The organism is Pseudomonas sp. MNR3A, assembly GCF_009650575.1.
In the GTDB taxonomy this organism is placed as follows: Bacteria; Pseudomonadota; Gammaproteobacteria; order Pseudomonadales; family Pseudomonadaceae; genus Aquipseudomonas; species Aquipseudomonas machongensis.
In genome coordinates, this window is sequence record NZ_VZZS01000002.1 from 167762 (window position 1) to 183388 (window position 15627).

The 15627-nt window shown below is 63.6% G+C and carries 14 protein-coding genes; 6 read left to right on the forward strand and 8 right to left on the reverse strand.

Going from position 1 to position 15627, the window contains the following annotated elements:
- Positions 1 to 134 precede the first annotated feature (134 nt).
- Both F6X62_RS01000 and F6X62_RS01005 read right to left on the reverse strand, forming a co-directional pair.
- Positions 135 to 1241 carry a GlxA family transcriptional regulator gene (locus F6X62_RS01000; RefSeq protein WP_054891716.1) on the reverse strand — a complete coding sequence of 369 codons (1107 nt, stop codon included), beginning with the start codon at positions 1239 to 1241 and terminating at the stop codon, positions 135 to 137.
- A gap of 390 nt (positions 1242 to 1631) precedes the next feature.
- A complete protein-coding gene (locus F6X62_RS01005; RefSeq protein ID WP_063542272.1) occupies positions 1632 to 3008 on the reverse strand; it encodes an L-serine ammonia-lyase in 1377 nt (458 codons plus the stop codon).
- Positions 3009 to 3450: 442 nt separating this feature from the next.
- Here F6X62_RS01005 and F6X62_RS01010 point away from each other — a divergent pair, with 442 nt between their 5' ends.
- From F6X62_RS01010 to choV, 3 genes are all read left to right on the forward strand, one after another.
- Positions 3451 to 4398, forward strand: coding sequence for a choline ABC transporter substrate-binding protein (locus tag F6X62_RS01010; RefSeq protein ID WP_153772446.1), 948 nt, complete (start codon positions 3451 to 3453; stop codon positions 4396 to 4398).
- A gap of 73 nt (positions 4399 to 4471) precedes the next feature.
- Positions 4472 to 5320: a choline ABC transporter permease subunit gene (gene choW, locus F6X62_RS01015; protein ID WP_172964837.1), complete on the forward strand. Its 849-nt coding sequence runs from the start codon at positions 4472 to 4474 to the stop codon at positions 5318 to 5320.
- Positions 5317 to 6495, forward strand: a complete 1179-nt coding sequence (gene choV, locus F6X62_RS01020) for a choline ABC transporter ATP-binding protein (protein ID WP_065864491.1) — start codon at positions 5317 to 5319, stop codon at positions 6493 to 6495. The genes choW and choV overlap by 4 nt, the downstream gene beginning before the upstream one ends.
- Before the next feature lie 114 nt (positions 6496 to 6609).
- On the opposite strand, the gene hisF is transcribed toward choV, so the two are convergent.
- The 6 genes from hisF to F6X62_RS01050 all read right to left on the reverse strand — a co-directional run bounded on the left by hisF (position 6610) and on the right by F6X62_RS01050 (position 11497).
- On the reverse strand, positions 6610 to 7380 hold the full coding sequence (hisF, locus tag F6X62_RS01025; RefSeq protein ID WP_008091498.1) for an imidazole glycerol phosphate synthase subunit HisF: 771 nt from the start codon (positions 7378 to 7380) through the stop codon (positions 6610 to 6612).
- Positions 7381 to 7390: 10 nt separating this feature from the next.
- A complete protein-coding gene (hisA, locus tag F6X62_RS01030) occupies positions 7391 to 8128 on the reverse strand; it encodes a 1-(5-phosphoribosyl)-5-[(5-phosphoribosylamino)methylideneamino]imidazole-4-carboxamide isomerase (protein WP_003257484.1) in 738 nt (245 codons plus the stop codon).
- Between the two features lie 28 nt (positions 8129 to 8156).
- Entirely contained in the window at positions 8157 to 8417 is a 261-nt protein-coding gene (locus F6X62_RS01035) for a DUF2164 domain-containing protein (protein WP_054891710.1), read from the reverse strand.
- Entirely contained in the window at positions 8418 to 9056 is a 639-nt protein-coding gene (gene hisH / locus F6X62_RS01040; RefSeq protein ID WP_153772447.1) for an imidazole glycerol phosphate synthase subunit HisH, read from the reverse strand.
- Positions 9056 to 9649, reverse strand: a complete 594-nt coding sequence (gene hisB / locus F6X62_RS01045) for an imidazoleglycerol-phosphate dehydratase HisB (RefSeq protein ID WP_054891708.1) — start codon at positions 9647 to 9649, stop codon at positions 9056 to 9058. Before hisB ends, hisH begins: the two co-directional genes overlap by 1 nt.
- 189 nt (positions 9650 to 9838) lie before the next feature.
- A complete protein-coding gene (locus F6X62_RS01050) occupies positions 9839 to 11497 on the reverse strand; it encodes an OFA family MFS transporter (protein ID WP_153772448.1) in 1659 nt (552 codons plus the stop codon).
- A 474-nt stretch (positions 11498 to 11971) separates the two neighbouring features.
- On the opposite strand from F6X62_RS01050, the gene F6X62_RS01055 reads away from it, so the two are divergent.
- Genes F6X62_RS01055 through F6X62_RS01065 form a run of 3 tightly spaced genes read left to right on the forward strand, consistent with a single transcriptional unit; the run spans position 11972 to position 15560 of the window.
- On the forward strand, positions 11972 to 14227 hold the full coding sequence (locus F6X62_RS01055) for an AsmA family protein (protein ID WP_153772449.1): 2256 nt from the start codon (positions 11972 to 11974) through the stop codon (positions 14225 to 14227).
- Positions 14224 to 15291, forward strand: a complete 1068-nt coding sequence (gene mutY / locus F6X62_RS01060; RefSeq protein ID WP_153772450.1) for an A/G-specific adenine glycosylase — start codon at positions 14224 to 14226, stop codon at positions 15289 to 15291. Before F6X62_RS01055 ends, mutY begins: the two co-directional genes overlap by 4 nt.
- A complete protein-coding gene (locus F6X62_RS01065) occupies positions 15288 to 15560 on the forward strand; it encodes an oxidative damage protection protein (protein WP_054891704.1) in 273 nt (90 codons plus the stop codon). Before mutY ends, F6X62_RS01065 begins: the two co-directional genes overlap by 4 nt.
- Positions 15561 to 15627: the final 67 nt, after the last annotated feature.

Sequence of the window (15627 nt, forward strand, 5' to 3'; positions counted from 1 at the left end):
GCGCCGCCGTCTCCCACAAGGATTGGGCTGGCCTTCAGATTTTGAGCAAGACAGTTGCTCGCACAGGGTCACGCGATCCCTGTGGGAGCGGCGGTTCGGCGCTCCGATTTACCCGCGAAGAAGGCGACCCCGTCTCAGAGCCTCACACTGGCAAAGGTCGACTCGTTACGCGCCTGGCTCAGGGCCGCCATCGGCCCGCTGTGCGGCGACAGCGCCATGGCCTGCGGAATCGGCATCATCGCCACCTGCTGCGCGGTATTGGAACCTACACGCTCGTCACGCGGCGGAATGCCGAAGTATTCGCGGTAGCACTTGGAGAAGTGCGGCGTGGAGACGAACCCGCACACCGACGCCACCTCGATGATCGACATCGGCGTCTGCTTGAGCAACTGCCGTGCACGGATCAGCCGCAGCTTGAGGTAGTAACGCGACGGCGAGCAGTGCAGGTACTTCTGGAACAGGCGCTCGAGCTGACGCCGCGACACGTTGACGTACACCGCCAGCTCGTCCAGGTCGATGGGCTCTTCGAGGTTGGCCTCCATCAGCGCGACGATTTCCTGAAGCTTCGGCTGGTTGGTGCCGAGCATGTGCTTGAGCGGTACGCGCTGGTGGTCCTGCTCGTTGCGGATGCGCTCGTAGACGAACATCTCGGAGATGGCCGCCGACAGCTCACGGCCATGATCACGGCTGATCAGGTGCAGCATCATGTCCAGCGGCGCAGTGCCGCCGGAGCTGGTGAAGCGGTTGCGGTCGAGGGTGAACAGGCGCGTGCTCATGTTGACCCGCGGGAAGGCCTCCTGCATTGCCGCCAGACACTCCCAGTGCACGCTGCAGTCGAAGCCGTCGAGCAGGCCGGCACAAGCCAATGCCCAGCTGCCAGTGCACACCGCGCCAAGCCTGCGCGACTGGCGCGCCTGGGCCTGCAGCCAGGTGACGTGTTCGCGGGTCACGGTGCGCTGGATACCGACGCCACCGCAGACGATCACGGTGTCCACCGGTGGTGCGCTGTGCATCGCAGCGTCCGGAGTGATCTGCAAGCCATCGCTGGCCCAGACCTGGCCACCATCGACGGTCAGCGTATGCCAGCGGTACAGCTCGCGCCCCGACAGCTGGTTGGCCATGCGCAGCGGCTCGACGGCCGAGGCGAGCGAGATCAGGGTGAAGTTGTCCAGCAGGAGAAAGCCGATGGACTGGGGGGCTGTGCGGTTCTGGGTTGGGTTCCCGGAGGTGTACGACGTCATCGCGGTTTCTCCTCACACAATGCAGGGTGTGCCTCAGGCGGGCACCGTTTCTTGTCATGGCCCCGATTCGTATGCAGGGGCTTTGCCAATCTCAACGCAATCGCCGTGCCTGAAATTGAACGGCTATCCAAAAAAACCCAAAAACGACGTTGCCGTGCGAGTTGTAGGGCCTTTCAAGGGGCGTTGGGTGAACACCGCAAACCGGCGTGCCAGCGCCTCTGCGTGTAACGACTGAGCAGTTCGGTAGCACTTGTGGGAAGGCTGCCCAGAAGCGACATTCATAAGTGTCACCGACAATGACACCACTGGTCGCGACAGCCGACAGCCGGTCGGCACCGGCTGTTGCACAATAAAGCAGCACAACCGCCGCAAGAGGGCCAGATCAGCGCATCAGCATTCGATGACGCTGACTGCCAACCCGCCGCGGGAGGTCTCCTTGTACTTGTCGTGCATGTCGGCACCGGTGTCGCGCATGGTGCGGATCACCTGGTCGAGGGAGATGAAGTGTTCGCCGTCGCCACGCAGGGCCATCTGCACGGCGTTGATCGCCTTTACGGCAGCGATGGCGTTACGTTCGATGCAAGGCACCTGGACCAGCCCACCGACCGGGTCGCAGGTCAGCCCGAGGTTGTGCTCCAGGGCGATTTCAGCAGCGTTTTCCAGTTGTGCCGGGGTAGCCCCCAGCACTTCGGCCAGGCCCGCTGCCGCCATGGCGCAGGCCGAACCGACCTCGCCCTGGCAGCCCACTTCGGCGCCGGAGATCGAGGCGTTCTTCTTGCACAGGATGCCTACCGCCGCTGCACCCAGGAAGAACTCCACCACGTTGGACTCATCCACCGCGTCGGAGAAGCGCATGTAGTAGTGCAACACCGCCGGGATGATGCCGGCCGCGCCGTTGGTAGGCGCAGTGACCATGCGCCCACCCGCGGCGTTTTCTTCGTTGACGGCCAGGGCGAAAAGGTTCACCCACTCCATGGCACTCATGGTCGAGCCGATCACGTTGGGCTTGCCGATCTCCTGCAGGCTGCGGTGCAGCTTGGCTGCGCGGCGCCGCACATTGAGCCCGCCGGGCAAGATGCCTTCGTGCTTGAGACCGTTGTTCACGCATTCCTGCATGGCGCCCCAGAGCTTGAGCAGACCGGCGCGAATCTCGGCTTCGCTGCGCCAGACCTTCTCGTTCTCCATCATCAATTGCGACACGCGCATGTCGTTTTGCTTGCACAGGCGCAGCAGTTCGGCGGCGCTGTTGAAATCGTAGGGCAACACCGTCTGGTCGGCGTCCAGTACTCCGCTCGCGGCCTGCGCCGCATCGACCACGAAGCCGCCACCCACCGAGTAGTAAGTGTCGCGATGCAGCTCGCCCTCGGCACCTTCGGCCACCAGGGTCATGGCATTGGGGTGGTAGGGCAGGTTCTCGTCGAGCAGCAGCATGTCGCGGGCCCAGATGAATTCGATGGGCAGGCGGCTGTCGAGCTGCAAGGTGTTGGTTTCACGCAAGTCGGCGATACGCGGGGTGATCTGCGTGGGGTCGATTGCGTCTGGCCACTCGCCCATCAGCCCCATGATCGTGGCGTTGTCAGTGCCGTGACCGATGCCGGTGGCCGACAACGAGCCGTACAACCGTACCTCGATGCGCCGAACCCGCTCCAGATCGCCGCGTTCGCGCAGGCCCTGGACGAACAGCGCTGCGGCGCGCATGGGGCCGACGGTATGCGAGCTGGAAGGCCCGACGCCGATCTTGAACAGGTCGAACACGCTGATGGCCATTGTCGAATCACCTCTTGATGGGCTTGTCTCTGCGCGCCATGTGGCGGCGCAGCCAGCTGCTAGGCTGATAGCGGCGAGTTGCCGCGAATGCACGCATCATCGGGCTTTTACCCCTCCCCTCGCCGTCTGCAACCGACGTACTTTTGTCCGGCAGCGCCCTGTTGCGAAAGCCATCATTGCGCCGCTTTCAGGCGAACGGGTGACGCAAAGACACGGGCCGGGGCGGGGAAAAATCCGTAAGCGACATTGCCCGTACTGGATGCGACCTGTCCTGCACTGGTTACGACTCCACCAGTAGGCGATTGCCGAACGCTGGGGGATTATCGAAAGCGACTCGTATTGCACGGCCACGCAACCTGCCCTCTGCAGGCCAGATCGATCGACGCCCCAGAAAGCGACGACGATTACGCGAACCCGAAGAAAAAATCACAGGAGTCCACCCATGAAAGGTTCACCCTCGCTGTTGTTGGTTGCGTTGCTCGCAGCACCCGTGTTCGCCCAAGCCGCCGAACCGGAGCAGTGTCAGACGGTCCGCTTCTCCGATGTCGGCTGGACCGACATCACCGTGACCACGGCAACCACCAGCGTTGTCCTCGAAGCGCTGGGCTACAAGACCCACACCACCATGATCTCGGTGCCGGTGACCTACAAGTCGCTGGCCACCGGCAAGGACCTCGACGTGTTTCTCGGCAACTGGATGCCGACCATGGAAAACGACATCAAGCAGTACCGCGACGCCGGCACTGTCGAGACGGTCCGCGCCAACCTGGAAAACGCCAAGTACACCCTGGCAGTGCCCCAGGCTCTGTATGACAAGGGTCTGAAGGATTTCAGCGACATTCCCAAGTTCAAGAAGGAACTCGACGGCAAGATCTACGGCATCGAACCGGGCAACGATGGCAACCGCACCATCCAGAGCATGATCGACAAGAACGCCTTCGGCCTGAAGGACGCCGGCTTCAAGATCGTGCAGTCGAGCGAGGCCGGCATGCTGTCGCAGGTCGATCGGGCGCAGAAGCGCGGCGAGGCCGTGGTGTTCCTGGGCTGGGAGCCTCACCCGATGAATACCCGCTTCAAGATGCAGTACCTGACCGGGGGTGATGAGTTCTTCGGTCCCGAATTCGGCAAGGCCACTGTACTGACCAACACCCGCAAGGGTTATGCGCAGGAATGCAGCAACGTCGGCCAGCTGCTGAAGAACCTGGTGTTCGAGCTCAAGGATGAAAGCACCATGATGGGCTATGTCCTGGACGACAAGATGAAGCCCGAGGCGGCCGCCAAGAAGTGGCTCAAGGACAACCCTGGCAAGCTGGATACCTGGCTGGCCGGCGTCACCACCGTGGATGGCAAACCAGGCCTGGAGGCAGCCAAGGCCAAGTTGACGCAGTAGCTTTAGGCACTACCTCGGGGTGGGACCGTGCTCACCCCGGACTGATTCCAATCATTGCAGGTGGAAGCTCGCTATCATGCTTATCGATCAGAAAATACCTCTGGGGCAGTACATCGCCTCATTTGTCGAATGGTTGACCCAGAACGGCGCCAACTACTTCGACGCTATCGCCCAAGGCCTGGAGTTCATGATCCATGGCGTCACCAGCGCCCTGACCTGGTTCAACCCCTTCGTCCTCATCGCCCTGTTCGCCGCCCTCGCGCACCTGATCCAGCGCAAGTGGGCGCTGACCGTCTTCGTCGCCCTGTCGTTCCTGTTGATCCTCAACCTCGGTTACTGGCAGGAAACCATGGAAACCCTGGCGCAAGTGAGCTTCGCCACAGTGGTCTGCGTAGCCATCGGCGTGCCGCTGGGCATCATTGCCGCGCACAAGCCGATGTTCTATACCGCCATGCGTCCGGTACTCGACCTGATGCAGACCGTACCCACCTTCGTCTACCTGATCCCGACCCTCACGCTGTTCGGCCTGGGAGTGGTACCTGGGCTGATTTCCACCGTGGTGTTCGCCATCGCGGCCCCCATTCGCCTCACCTACCTGGGCATCTGCGACGTACCCCAGGAGCTGATGGACGCCGGCAAGGCCTTCGGCTGCTCGCGTCGCCAACTGCTGACCCGTATCGAACTGCCGCACGCCATGCCGAGCATCGCTGCCGGCGTGACCCAGTGCATCATGCTGTCGCTGTCGATGGTGGTGATCGCCGCCCTCGTCGGCGCCGATGGCCTGGGCAAGCCGGTGGTCAACGCTCTCAACACCGCCGACATCTCGCTCGGCTTCGAAGCGGGCCTTGCGATCGTGCTGCTGGCGATCATGCTCGACCGTATCTGCAAGCAACCGGAACTGCCGGCAAGGAGTGAAGCATGAGCATCATTCGCTTCGAAGATGTCGATGTCATCTTCTCCAACAAGCCGCGCGAAGCGCTGTCGCTGCTCGACGAGGGCAAGACCCGCGAGCAGATCCTCAAGCAGACCGGGCTGGTGGTCGGCGTCGAAAAGGCCAACCTGGATATCGAGAAAGGCGAAATCTGCGTGCTGATGGGCCTGTCAGGCTCGGGCAAGTCGAGCCTGCTGCGCTGCATCAATGGCCTGAACACCGTCAGCCGCGGCAAGCTGTTCGTCGAGCACGAAGGCAAGCACATCGACATCGCCCACTGCACCCCGGCGGAGCTGAAGATGATGCGCACCAAGCGCATTGCCATGGTGTTCCAGAAATTCGCCCTGATGCCCTGGCTGACCGTGCGCGAGAACATCAGCTTCGGCCTGGAAATGCAGGGTCGCCCCGAGAAAGAGCGGCGCAAGCTGGTCGATGAAAAACTCGAGCTGGTGGGCCTGACCCAGTGGCGCAACAAGAAACCGGACGAACTGTCCGGGGGCATGCAGCAGCGAGTGGGCCTGGCCCGTGCGCTGGCGATGGACGCCGACATCCTGCTGATGGACGAGCCCTTCTCTGCACTCGACCCGCTGATCCGCCAGGGCCTGCAGGACGAGCTGCTGGAACTGCAGCGCAAACTGAGCAAGACCATCGTCTTCGTCAGCCACGACCTGGACGAGGCGCTCAAGCTGGGTAGCCGCATCGCGATCATGAAGGACGGCCGGATCATCCAGTACAGCAAGCCGGAAGAGATCGTGCTGAACCCGGCCGACGAATACGTGCGCACCTTCGTCGCCCACACCAACCCGCTCAATGTCCTGTGCGGGCGCAGCCTGATGCGCAGCCTGGACAACTGCAAGCGGATCAACGGTTCGGTGTGCCTGGATCCGGGTGGTGATTCATGGCTGGACCTGGGCGAGGGCGGCTCGATCAAGCGCGCGCGCCAGGGGCAGAATGGGTTGGACCTGCAGAACTGGGTGCCGGGGCAGGACGTGGAAAGCCTGGGTCGCCTGCCAACGCTGGTGCACGCCGACATCGGCATGCGCGAGGCACTGCAGATTCGTTATCAGACCGGCAACAAGCTGGTGCTGCAGGAGAACGACAAGGTGGTCGGGATTCTGGGCGACAGCGAGCTGTATCACGCGTTGCTCGGCAAGAATCACGGTTGAAGCAATTGGGGCCGCGTCGCGGCCCTTCGCGGGCAAGCCCGCTCCCACAGGATTTACACAACCTGTGGGAGCGGGCTTGCCCGCGAAGGCTGCAAAGCAGCCCCAATCACTGATTCAGCGTACGACGATCCCGCGCGAAGCCATGTAGGCCTTGGCCTCGGGCACCGTGTACTCCCCGAAGTGGAAGATGCTCGCCGCCAGCACCGCGCTGGCATGCCCTTCCAGAATCCCGTCGGCCAGATGCTGCAGGTTGCCCACACCACCGGAGGCGATCACCGGAATGCCCAGCGCATCGCTGATGGCACGGGTCACGCCAAGGTCGAAGCCGTTCTTCATGCCGTCCTGGTCCATGCTGGTCAGCAGGATCTCACCGGCGCCCAGCCCTTCCATCTTCTTCGCCCACTCCACCGCATCCAGACCGGTGGGCTTGCGCCCGCCATGGGTGAAAATCTCCCAGCGCGGCGTTTCGCCTGGGCCAGAAACCTTCTTGGCATCGATGGCCACGACAATGCATTGCGAACCGAAACGGTCGGCAGCTTCGCCAACGAACTCCGGGTTGAACACTGCGGCGGTGTTGATCGAAACCTTGTCGGCACCCGCGTTGAGCAGGTTGCGGATGTCCTGCACGGTACGCACGCCACCCCCGACGGTCAGCGGGATGAACACCTGGCTGGCCATGCGCTCGACGGTATGCAAGGTGGTATCACGGCCATCGACACTGGCGGTGATGTCCAGGAAGGTGATCTCGTCGGCGCCCTGCTCGTTGTAGCGACGGGCGATTTCCACCGGATCACCCGCATCACGGATGTTCTCGAACTTGACGCCCTTGACCACCCGGCCGTTGTCCACGTCCAGGCAAGGGATGATGCGCTTGGCCAGTGCCATGGTTCAGTCCTCAGCCTTGGTAGTTGTCGCAGAAGGCCTGGGCCTCGGCGACATCGAGGGTGCCTTCGTAGATGGCACGCCCGGTAATGGCGCCGATGATGCCTGGGGCCTTGGCGTCCAGCAGGGCCTTGATGTCACCCAGGTTGTGAATGCCGCCCGAGGCGATCACCGGGATCGAGGTCGCTTCGGCCAGGGCCTTGGTGAAGGGCACGTTGCAGCCCTGCATCATGCCGTCCTTGGCGATGTCGGTGTAGACGATCGCCGACACGCCATCGGCCTCGAATCGCTTGGCCAGGTCGATGACCTGCACCGAGCTCACTTCCGCCCAGCCGTCGGTGGCGACGAAACCGTCCTTCGCGTCCAGGCCGACGATGACCTTGCCAGGGAACGCCTTGCACGCCTCGGCGACGAACTCAGGCTGCTTGACCGCCTTGGTGCCGATGATCACGTAGCTGACGCCAGCCTTGACGTAGTGCTCGATGGTTTCCAGCGAACGGATGCCGCCGCCGATCTGGATCGGCAGTGTCGGGTAGCGCTTGGCGATGGCAGTGACCACTTCGCCGTTGACCGGCTGGCCCTCGAAGGCGCCGTTGAGGTCGACCAGGTGCAGGCGGCGGCAGCCACCCTCGACCCACTTGGCAGCCATGCTCACCGGGTCGTCGGAGAATACCGTCGAGTCTTCCATGCGGCCCTGGCGCAGGCGCACGCAGGCACCGTCCTTCAGATCGATAGCGGGGATAATCAGCATCTTGGAAACCTGTTCTAATCGGTGGAGTTCAGGGCTTCTCGAGCGCCCACAAGTCGCTTTCGATGCTCTCGAACCGCTCCTTGAGGTGCAGTTGAACATCGGCAATCGCCCTGTTGTAGTAATGGGGTGCAATTTCCTTGCTGAACAACTCGAGGACCTCGGCCACCTCGAACGAGCCGAGCGTCAGCTCGAAGCGGTCTTCAAGGAAGCGCTTGAGCACATCGAGTGCCTCGCGCTCCTGCTCGGGGGCCAGGGTGATGACCGGGGCCTTGGTCTTCGACCTGCTCATTTACCAGCGCCCGTCCCAGGCGACGAAGTTCTGCAGCAACTGCAGGCCATGCGTGTGGCTCTTTTCCGGGTGGAACTGCACGGCAAAGCGCGAGCCGTCGGCCAGCGCAGCGGCGAAGTCGACGCCATAGTGGCCGCGACCGACCACCTGGCCCGGCTTGCCGGCATTGATGTAGTAGCTGTGCACGAAATAGAAACGCGCGCGGTCCGGGATGTCGTGCCACAGCGGGTGGTCGATGCACTGGCCGACTTCGTTCCAGCCCATGTGCGGCACCTTCAGGTGCTCGCCGTCTTCCTCCAGGCCCTTGCCGAAGAAGCGCACCTGGCCGGGGAACAGGCCGATGCAGTCGACGCCTTCGTTTTCCTCGCTGTGCTCGAGCAGCGCCTGCATGCCGACGCAGATGCCGAGGAAGGGGCGGTCCTGGCTGACTTCACGCACCAGGCTGTCGAAGCCCAGGCGACGGATTTCAGCCATGCAGTCGCGGATCGCGCCGACGCCTGGGAACACCACGCGATCGGCCTCGCGGATCACCGCCGCGTCGCTGGTGACCAGCACCTTGCCGGCGCCCACGTGCTCGAGAGCCTTGGCCACCGAGTGCAGGTTGCCCATGCCATAGTCGATGACGGCGACAGTCTGCATTACAGGCATCCCTTGGTCGACGGCATCTGGCCAGCCATGCGCTCATCGAGCGTCACGGCCATGCGCAGGGCGCGGCCGAAGGCCTTGAACACAGTTTCGATCTGGTGGTGGGTGTTGTGGCCACGAATCGTGTCGATGTGCAGGGTCACCAGGGCGTGGTTGACGAAGCCCTGGAAGAACTCCTGGAACAGGTCGACGTCGAAGCCGCCGACCGAGGCGCGGGTGAACGGCACATGCATCTGCAGGCCGGGACGGCCGGAGAAGTCGATGACCACGCGCGACAGCGCTTCGTCCAACGGCACGTAGGCGTGGCCGTAGCGGAAGATGCCCTTCTTGTCGCCAATGGCCTTGGCGAAAGCCTGGCCGAGGGTGATACCGACGTCTTCGACGGTATGGTGATCGTCGATATGCAGGTCGCCCTTGCATTCGATGTCCAGATCGATCAGCCCGTGCCGGGCGATCTGGTCGAGCATGTGTTCAAGGAAAGGCACACCGATATCGAATCGGGCCTTGCCGGTGCCATCCAGGTTGATCGAGGCCTTGACCTGGGTTTCCAGGGTATTGCGCTCGACGGAAGCCTTACGTTCGACCATCACCAGCTCCGCAAAATCATTGGGCGAAAAGGGCTCCATTATAGGCCCAGAATGCGCCGGCTTGAAACGCGGATGACGTGTGGCAGCACAAAGCATTCGCGGGCGAGCCCGCTCCCGCAAGGGCAACATCGCCTTGCAGGAGCGGGCTCGCCCGCGAAAGGGCCCTTTCAGGCCCGGCAAATCAGTGCATCAGTGGAACAGCACCGCCGTCTTCTGCAGGGTGATCCACACGCCCCAGGCCAGCGGAATCACCACCACGGCCCAGGCCACCAGCACCAGCGGCAGGCTGCCAGGCGCTGCATGCCACTCCAGCGACTGCGCGCCATCGGCGCCCTTGTCGTGGCTCAGCGCGCGCTCGGCAGCGAGCTCGGCGTCGGTCATGAAGTACTTGTCGGCTACCGGACGCACCAGCAGGTTGCAGATGAAGCCCAGTACCAGCAGGCCGGCGAGGATGTAAAGGGTCATGTCGTAGGCTGCAGCGCGCGGTACGCCCGCAGCCAGCTGCGCTTCACGCAGGTAGGTGATCAGCACCGGGCCGAGCACGCCGGCTGCGGCCCAGGCGGTCAGCAGGCGACCATGGATCGCACCGACCATCTGCGTGCCGAACAGGTCGGCCAGGTAGGCCGGCACCGTGGAGAAGCCACCACCGTACATCGACAGGATGATGCAGAACGCCGCCACGAACAGCGCGACGTTGCCGATGTGGCCCATGTTCGGCACCAGGGTGTACAGGCCCACGCCGATGGCGAAGAAGGCGAAGTAGGTGTTCTTGCGCCCGATGTAGTCGGAGAACGACGCCCAGAAGAAGCGCCCGCCGATGTTGAACAGGCTCAGCAGGCCGGTGAAGCCAGCAGCGATCGCAGCGATCTGCGCCAGCTGCGCGGCGTTCAGCTCGCTGAAGCTCAGGTCGTTGCCCAGCAGCTTGCCGCCGAACACTTCCTGCAGCAGTGGCGAGGCCATGCCCAGGATGCCGATGCCGGCCGAGACGTTCAGGCACAGCACCAGCCACACCAGCGCGAACTGCGGGGTCTTCCAGGCCACGCTGACGTGCACGTGACGGTCGGTGACCATGGCGTTGGCCTTCTTCACCGGCGGCGTCCAGCCTTCAGGCTTCCAGCCGGTCGGCGGCACGCGGTACGCCAGGGCGCCAGCAGTCATGAACACGAAGTAGATCGCCGCCATGGCGATGAAGCTCTGCCATACGCCGACTTCCTGGCCGTTGGCGAAATGCCCCATCAGTGCAGTGGCCAGTGGCGCCCCCACCATCGCGCCGCCGCCAAAGCCCATGATCGCCATGCCGGTCGCCATGCCGCGCTTGTCCGGGAACCACTTGATCAGCGTCGAAACCGGCGAGATATAGCCCAACCCCAGGCCAATACCGCCGATGACGCCCGAGCCCAGCCACATCAGCCAGAGCTGATGGGTCTTGATGCCGATTGCCGAGATGACCAGGCCGCCGCACCAGCACAGCGCCGATACCAGGCCAGCCTTGCGCGGGCCGGCGTGCTCCAGCCAACCGCCCAGCACGGCGGCCGAGCAGCCGAGGAAGACGAAGAACAGGGTGTAGATCCAGCTGAGCATCGAGATCTGCCAGTCGCAGTCGGCGCTGAACAGACGGGCGATGAAGCCCATGTCAGGCGAGCAGGCGACCGGTGCGGTGATGCCGATGGCCTGGGACAGGGGCAGCCAGAACACCGAGAAGCCATAGGCCATGCCGATGCACAGGTGAATGGCCAGGGCGGCCGGTGGAACCAGCCAACGGTTGAACCCTGGCCGGGCGATGATGCGCTCCTTCGACAGGAAGCCCGGCGCGCTCGTCGCCGCTCCTGCCGTAATACTGCTATTCATGGATTCGATCCTTTTATGTATGGTTGCGCTTTCGGATCGTTTCCCTGGCTGTTTCGCGGCACACAAGGCGAAATTGGCACCGTTTTCGGCGTCGTTGCCCCGCGACAATAGGTCGCGGTCACTCCGGAAGCTGCGCAAGGTTACCAGCATAAGATGACGGCGAGATCAATCTGACATCATTATTTTTCATAAAACTGAACCGGTACAGGTCGGACGCGCAACCGTTTGCGATGTGCAGCGACCTCTTCGCGGGCTAGCCCGCTCCCACAACGGCGGTACCACGCGGCTTTCGTGGGAGCAGGCTTGCCCGCGAACGAGACCGACGCCGACTCGAACGTGGAACTGCCCAAGCCAGAACTGTCGAATCCGATTCGCAGGAAACGCCCTGTATCTCTTGTCAGATACTCAGAAGCGATGGTCGCGGCGCTATACTCTGCCGCTCGAATTCACCTATCGGACTACAAGGACTCGCCCATGAAAGCGTTCGGCAAATTCCTGGGGCTGGGACTTCTCGGGTTGTTGCTGATCATCGTGGCGCTGGGCTTCGCCCTGACCCACCTCTTCGATCCCAACGACTACAAAGACGAAATCCGCCAGCTGGCCCGCAACAAGGCCCACGTCGAGCTCACCCTCAACGGTGACATCGGCTGGAGCCTGTTCCCCTGGCTGGGCCTGGAACTGCACGAGGCGAGCATCGCCACGCTGAACAACCCCAAGCAGCCGTTCGCCGACCTGCAGATGCTCGGCCTGTCGGTGCGCGTGCTGCCGCTGCTGCGCCGTGAGGTGCAGATGAGCGACGTGCGCATCGAGGGCTTGAACCTTACGTTGCTGCGCGACGAACACGGCCATGGCAACTGGGAGGATATCGGCAAGCCGCTCCCCGACCCGAATGCCACGGCCAGCAACCAGCCTGCCCCTGCCGAAGGCGCGCCCGCGCAGCCATCGGCGCAGGCGCAGGCCAGCAGCGAACGCGCGGTGAAGCTGGACATCGACAGCCTGACCGTCAACAACGCGCGAGTGCAGTTCACCGATGAGCAGAGCGGCAAAAGCTATGGCGCCGAAAGCATCCAGTTGAGCAGCGGGCCCATTCACGATGGGGTCAACACCCCAATCAAGGCCAGCGCCTTCCTCAGCGCCAGCGAGCCGAACATCAAGGCCCGCACCGAACTGGTCGGCGACCTGCGCTTCGACCGCAAGCTCAAGCGCTACAGCCTCGAAGACATGCGCCTGTCCGGCGAAACCTCGGGCGAGCCGACCGCTGGCAAGACCGTGACCTTCGCCGCCCAGGGCCAGGTGCTGGTCGACCTGGGCGCCAACGTCGCGTCCTGGAGCGGCCTGAAGGTCTCGGCCAACCAGTTGCGCGCCCTCGGCGAGCTGAGCCTGCGCGACCTGGACAAGGCGCCGCAAATCAGCGGCGGGCTGTCCATCGCCCAGTTCGACCTGCGTACCTTCCTCGACGGCATCGGTCATCCGCTGCCAGCAACTGCCGACCCGGCGGCCTTCGCCAAGCTGGAACTGGTCGGTCGCCTGCAAGGCACCCAGAACTCGATCGCCATGGAAGACTTGGCGGTGAAACTCGACCAGAGCACCTTCACTGGCCGTGTCGCCGTCGAAGACTTCGCCAAGCAGGCCCTTCGCGTGCAGCTCAAGGGCGACACCTTCGATGCCGACCGCTACCTGCCTGCCAAGAGCGATGAGGCCAAGGGCGCCAAGGCCGCGCGCCAGGCCGAGGTCAAGCAACAGGAAGCCAGCGCGATCGCCGGTGCCGGCACCACGCCGCTGCCCAACGCCCCCACTCAAGTAGCCTGGAGCAACGACAAGCTGTTGCCGGTCGATCGCCTGCGCGCCCTCGACCTGCAGGCCGATCTCTCGTTCGGCGCGCTGACCCTCGACAAGCTGCCGATCACCGACGCCCAGCTCAAGGCCAATGGCCAGGGCGGCCTGGTCACCCTGGAGACCCTCCGCGGTGGCCTGTACAACGGCACCTTCGAAGCCAAGGGCACCGTCGACGTACGCCCTGCCGTGCCGCAACTCGGGGTGAATACCAGGATCAACCGGGTACCGGTCGAGCACTTCATCAAGCGCGAAAGCCCGGATCAGGCACCGCCGGTCAAGGGCCTGCTGACCTTGTCGAGCGACCTGACCGCCACCGGCAACAGCCAGAAAGCGCTGATCGATACGCTCAACGGCAACGCCAGCTTCACCATCAACGACGGTGTGCTGGTCAACGCCAACCTCGAGCAGCAGCTGTGCCAGGCCATCGCCACCCTCAACCGCAAGCAGCTCAGCGGCGAGCCTCGGGCCAAGGACACGCCGTTCCAGGAACTGCGCGGCACGCTGGTGGTACGCAATGGCGTGGCCAGCAACCCAGACCTCAAGGTGCGCATCCCGGGCTTGACCGTGAACGGCCAGGGCGACCTGGACCTGCGCGTACTGGGCATGGACTACGGCGTCGGCGTGGTGGTCGAGGGTGACCAGCGCGCCATGCCGGACCCGGCGTGCCAGGTCAATGAGCGCTATGTCGGCGTCGAAGTGCCACTGCGCTGCCGCGGCCCGCTCGAACTGGGGGCCAAGGCCTGCCGCCTGGACCAGGACGGCCTGGGCAAAGTTGCCGCGAAGCTTGCCGGCAACCGCCTGAAAGACAAGATCGACGAAAAACTCGATGAAAAACTCGGCGACAAGGTGAGCCCTGAATTGAAAGATGCGCTCAAGGGGCTGTTCAAACGATGAGCCCCCAGCAGTTCTCCAGCGCCGTGCTGGCGTGGTTCGACCAGCACGGCCGCCACGATCTGCCCTGGCAACAGGGCATCACCCCCTACCGGGTGTGGGTGTCGGAAATCATGTTGCAGCAGACCCAGGTCAGCACCGTGCTCAACTACTTCGACCGCTTCATGCAAGCCCTGCCCACCGTGCAGGCCCTGGCCGAGGCGCCGGAGGACGAGGTCCTGCACCTGTGGACGGGCCTGGGCTACTACACCCGCGCGCGCAACCTGCAGAAGGCCGCGAAGATCGTCGTCGCCCAGCATGGCGGCGAATTCCCGCGCAGCGTCGAGGCGCTGACCGAACTGCCCGGTATCGGTCGCTCCACCGCAGGCGCCATCGCCAGTATCAGCATGGGCATCCGCGCACCGATCCTCGACGGCAACGTCAAGCGCGTCCTGGCGCGCTTCACCGCCCAGGCCGGTTACCCCGGCGAGCCGAAGGTGGCCAATGCGCTGTGGGCCGCAGCCGAGCGTTTCACCCCCATGACCCGGGTCAACCACTACACCCAGGCGATGATGGACCTGGGCGCCACGCTGTGTACACGCAGCAAGCCCAGTTGCCTGATCTGCCCGCTGCAGCAGGGTTGCGAGGCGCACCTGCTCGGTGACGAGAAACGCTACCCCGAACCCAAGCCGCGCAAGGCCCTGCCCCAGCGCAAGACGCTGATGCCGCTGCTGACCAACAACGAAGGCGCCATCCTGCTCTACCGCCGCCCCTCCAGCGGCCTGTGGGGCGGCCTGTGGAGCCTGCCAGAGCTCGACAGCCTGGCGCAGCTCGACGACCTCGCCTACCAGCACGGCCTGCGTATGACCGAAAGCCAGGCACTGCAAGGCCTGACCCACACCTTCAGCCACTTTCAGCTGGCGATCGAGCCATGGCTGGTGCGTGTCGACCCGGTCGGATCGCACGTGGCCGAGCCCGACTGGCTCTGGTATAACCTCGCCACCCCGCCGCGCCTGGGCCTGGCAGCCCCGGTCAAGAAGCTGCTCGCACGCGTGGCCGACGAATTGATTGCAGGAGAAGCCCGATGACCCGCACCGTGAAGTGCCGCAAGTACAACGAAGAACTGCCAGGCCTGCCACGCCCGCCCTACCCTGGCGCCAAGGGCCAGGACATCTACGAGCACATCTCGCAGAAGGCCTGGGACGAGTGGCAGAAGCACCAGACCATGCTGATCAACGAGAAGCGCCTGAACATGATGAATGGCGAAGACCGCAAATTCCTGCAGGCGGAAATGGACAAGTTCTTCGCTGGCGAGGACTACGCCCAGGCCGAAGGCTACGTTCCACCCAGCGAATGACCAGCAAAACCGTAAGCAACGGAATTAATTTAAAAAATTTTCAAAAAATCGTTGACGCAAACCTGAA

Bases quoted from the DNA above. Each gene is read 5' to 3' on its own strand.
- choV (WP_065864491.1), top strand. From the start codon at position 5,317: ATGAGCATCATTCGCTTCGAAGATGTCGATGTCATCTTCTCCAACAAG.
- F6X62_RS01005 (WP_063542272.1), bottom strand. From the start codon at position 3,008: ATGGCCATCAGCGTGTTCGACCTGTTCAAGATCGGCGTCGGGCCTTCC.
- mutY (WP_153772450.1), top strand. From the start codon at position 14,224: ATGAGCCCCCAGCAGTTCTCCAGCGCCGTGCTGGCGTGGTTCGACCAG.
- hisA (WP_003257484.1), bottom strand. From the start codon at position 8,128: ATGCTGATTATCCCCGCTATCGATCTGAAGGACGGTGCCTGCGTGCGC.
- hisF (WP_008091498.1), bottom strand. From the start codon at position 7,380: ATGGCACTGGCCAAGCGCATCATCCCTTGCCTGGACGTGGACAACGGC.
- F6X62_RS01010 (WP_153772446.1), top strand. From the start codon at position 3,451: ATGAAAGGTTCACCCTCGCTGTTGTTGGTTGCGTTGCTCGCAGCACCC.
- F6X62_RS01055 (WP_153772449.1), top strand. From the start codon at position 11,972: ATGAAAGCGTTCGGCAAATTCCTGGGGCTGGGACTTCTCGGGTTGTTG.
- hisH (WP_153772447.1), bottom strand. From the start codon at position 9,056: ATGCAGACTGTCGCCGTCATCGACTATGGCATGGGCAACCTGCACTCG.
- hisB (WP_054891708.1), bottom strand. From the start codon at position 9,649: ATGGTCGAACGTAAGGCTTCCGTCGAGCGCAATACCCTGGAAACCCAG.
- F6X62_RS01000 (WP_054891716.1), bottom strand. From the start codon at position 1,241: ATGACGTCGTACACCTCCGGGAACCCAACCCAGAACCGCACAGCCCCC.
- F6X62_RS01065 (WP_054891704.1), top strand. From the start codon at position 15,288: ATGACCCGCACCGTGAAGTGCCGCAAGTACAACGAAGAACTGCCAGGC.
- F6X62_RS01035 (WP_054891710.1), bottom strand. From the start codon at position 8,417: ATGAGCAGGTCGAAGACCAAGGCCCCGGTCATCACCCTGGCCCCCGAG.
- F6X62_RS01050 (WP_153772448.1), bottom strand. From the start codon at position 11,497: ATGAATAGCAGTATTACGGCAGGAGCGGCGACGAGCGCGCCGGGCTTC.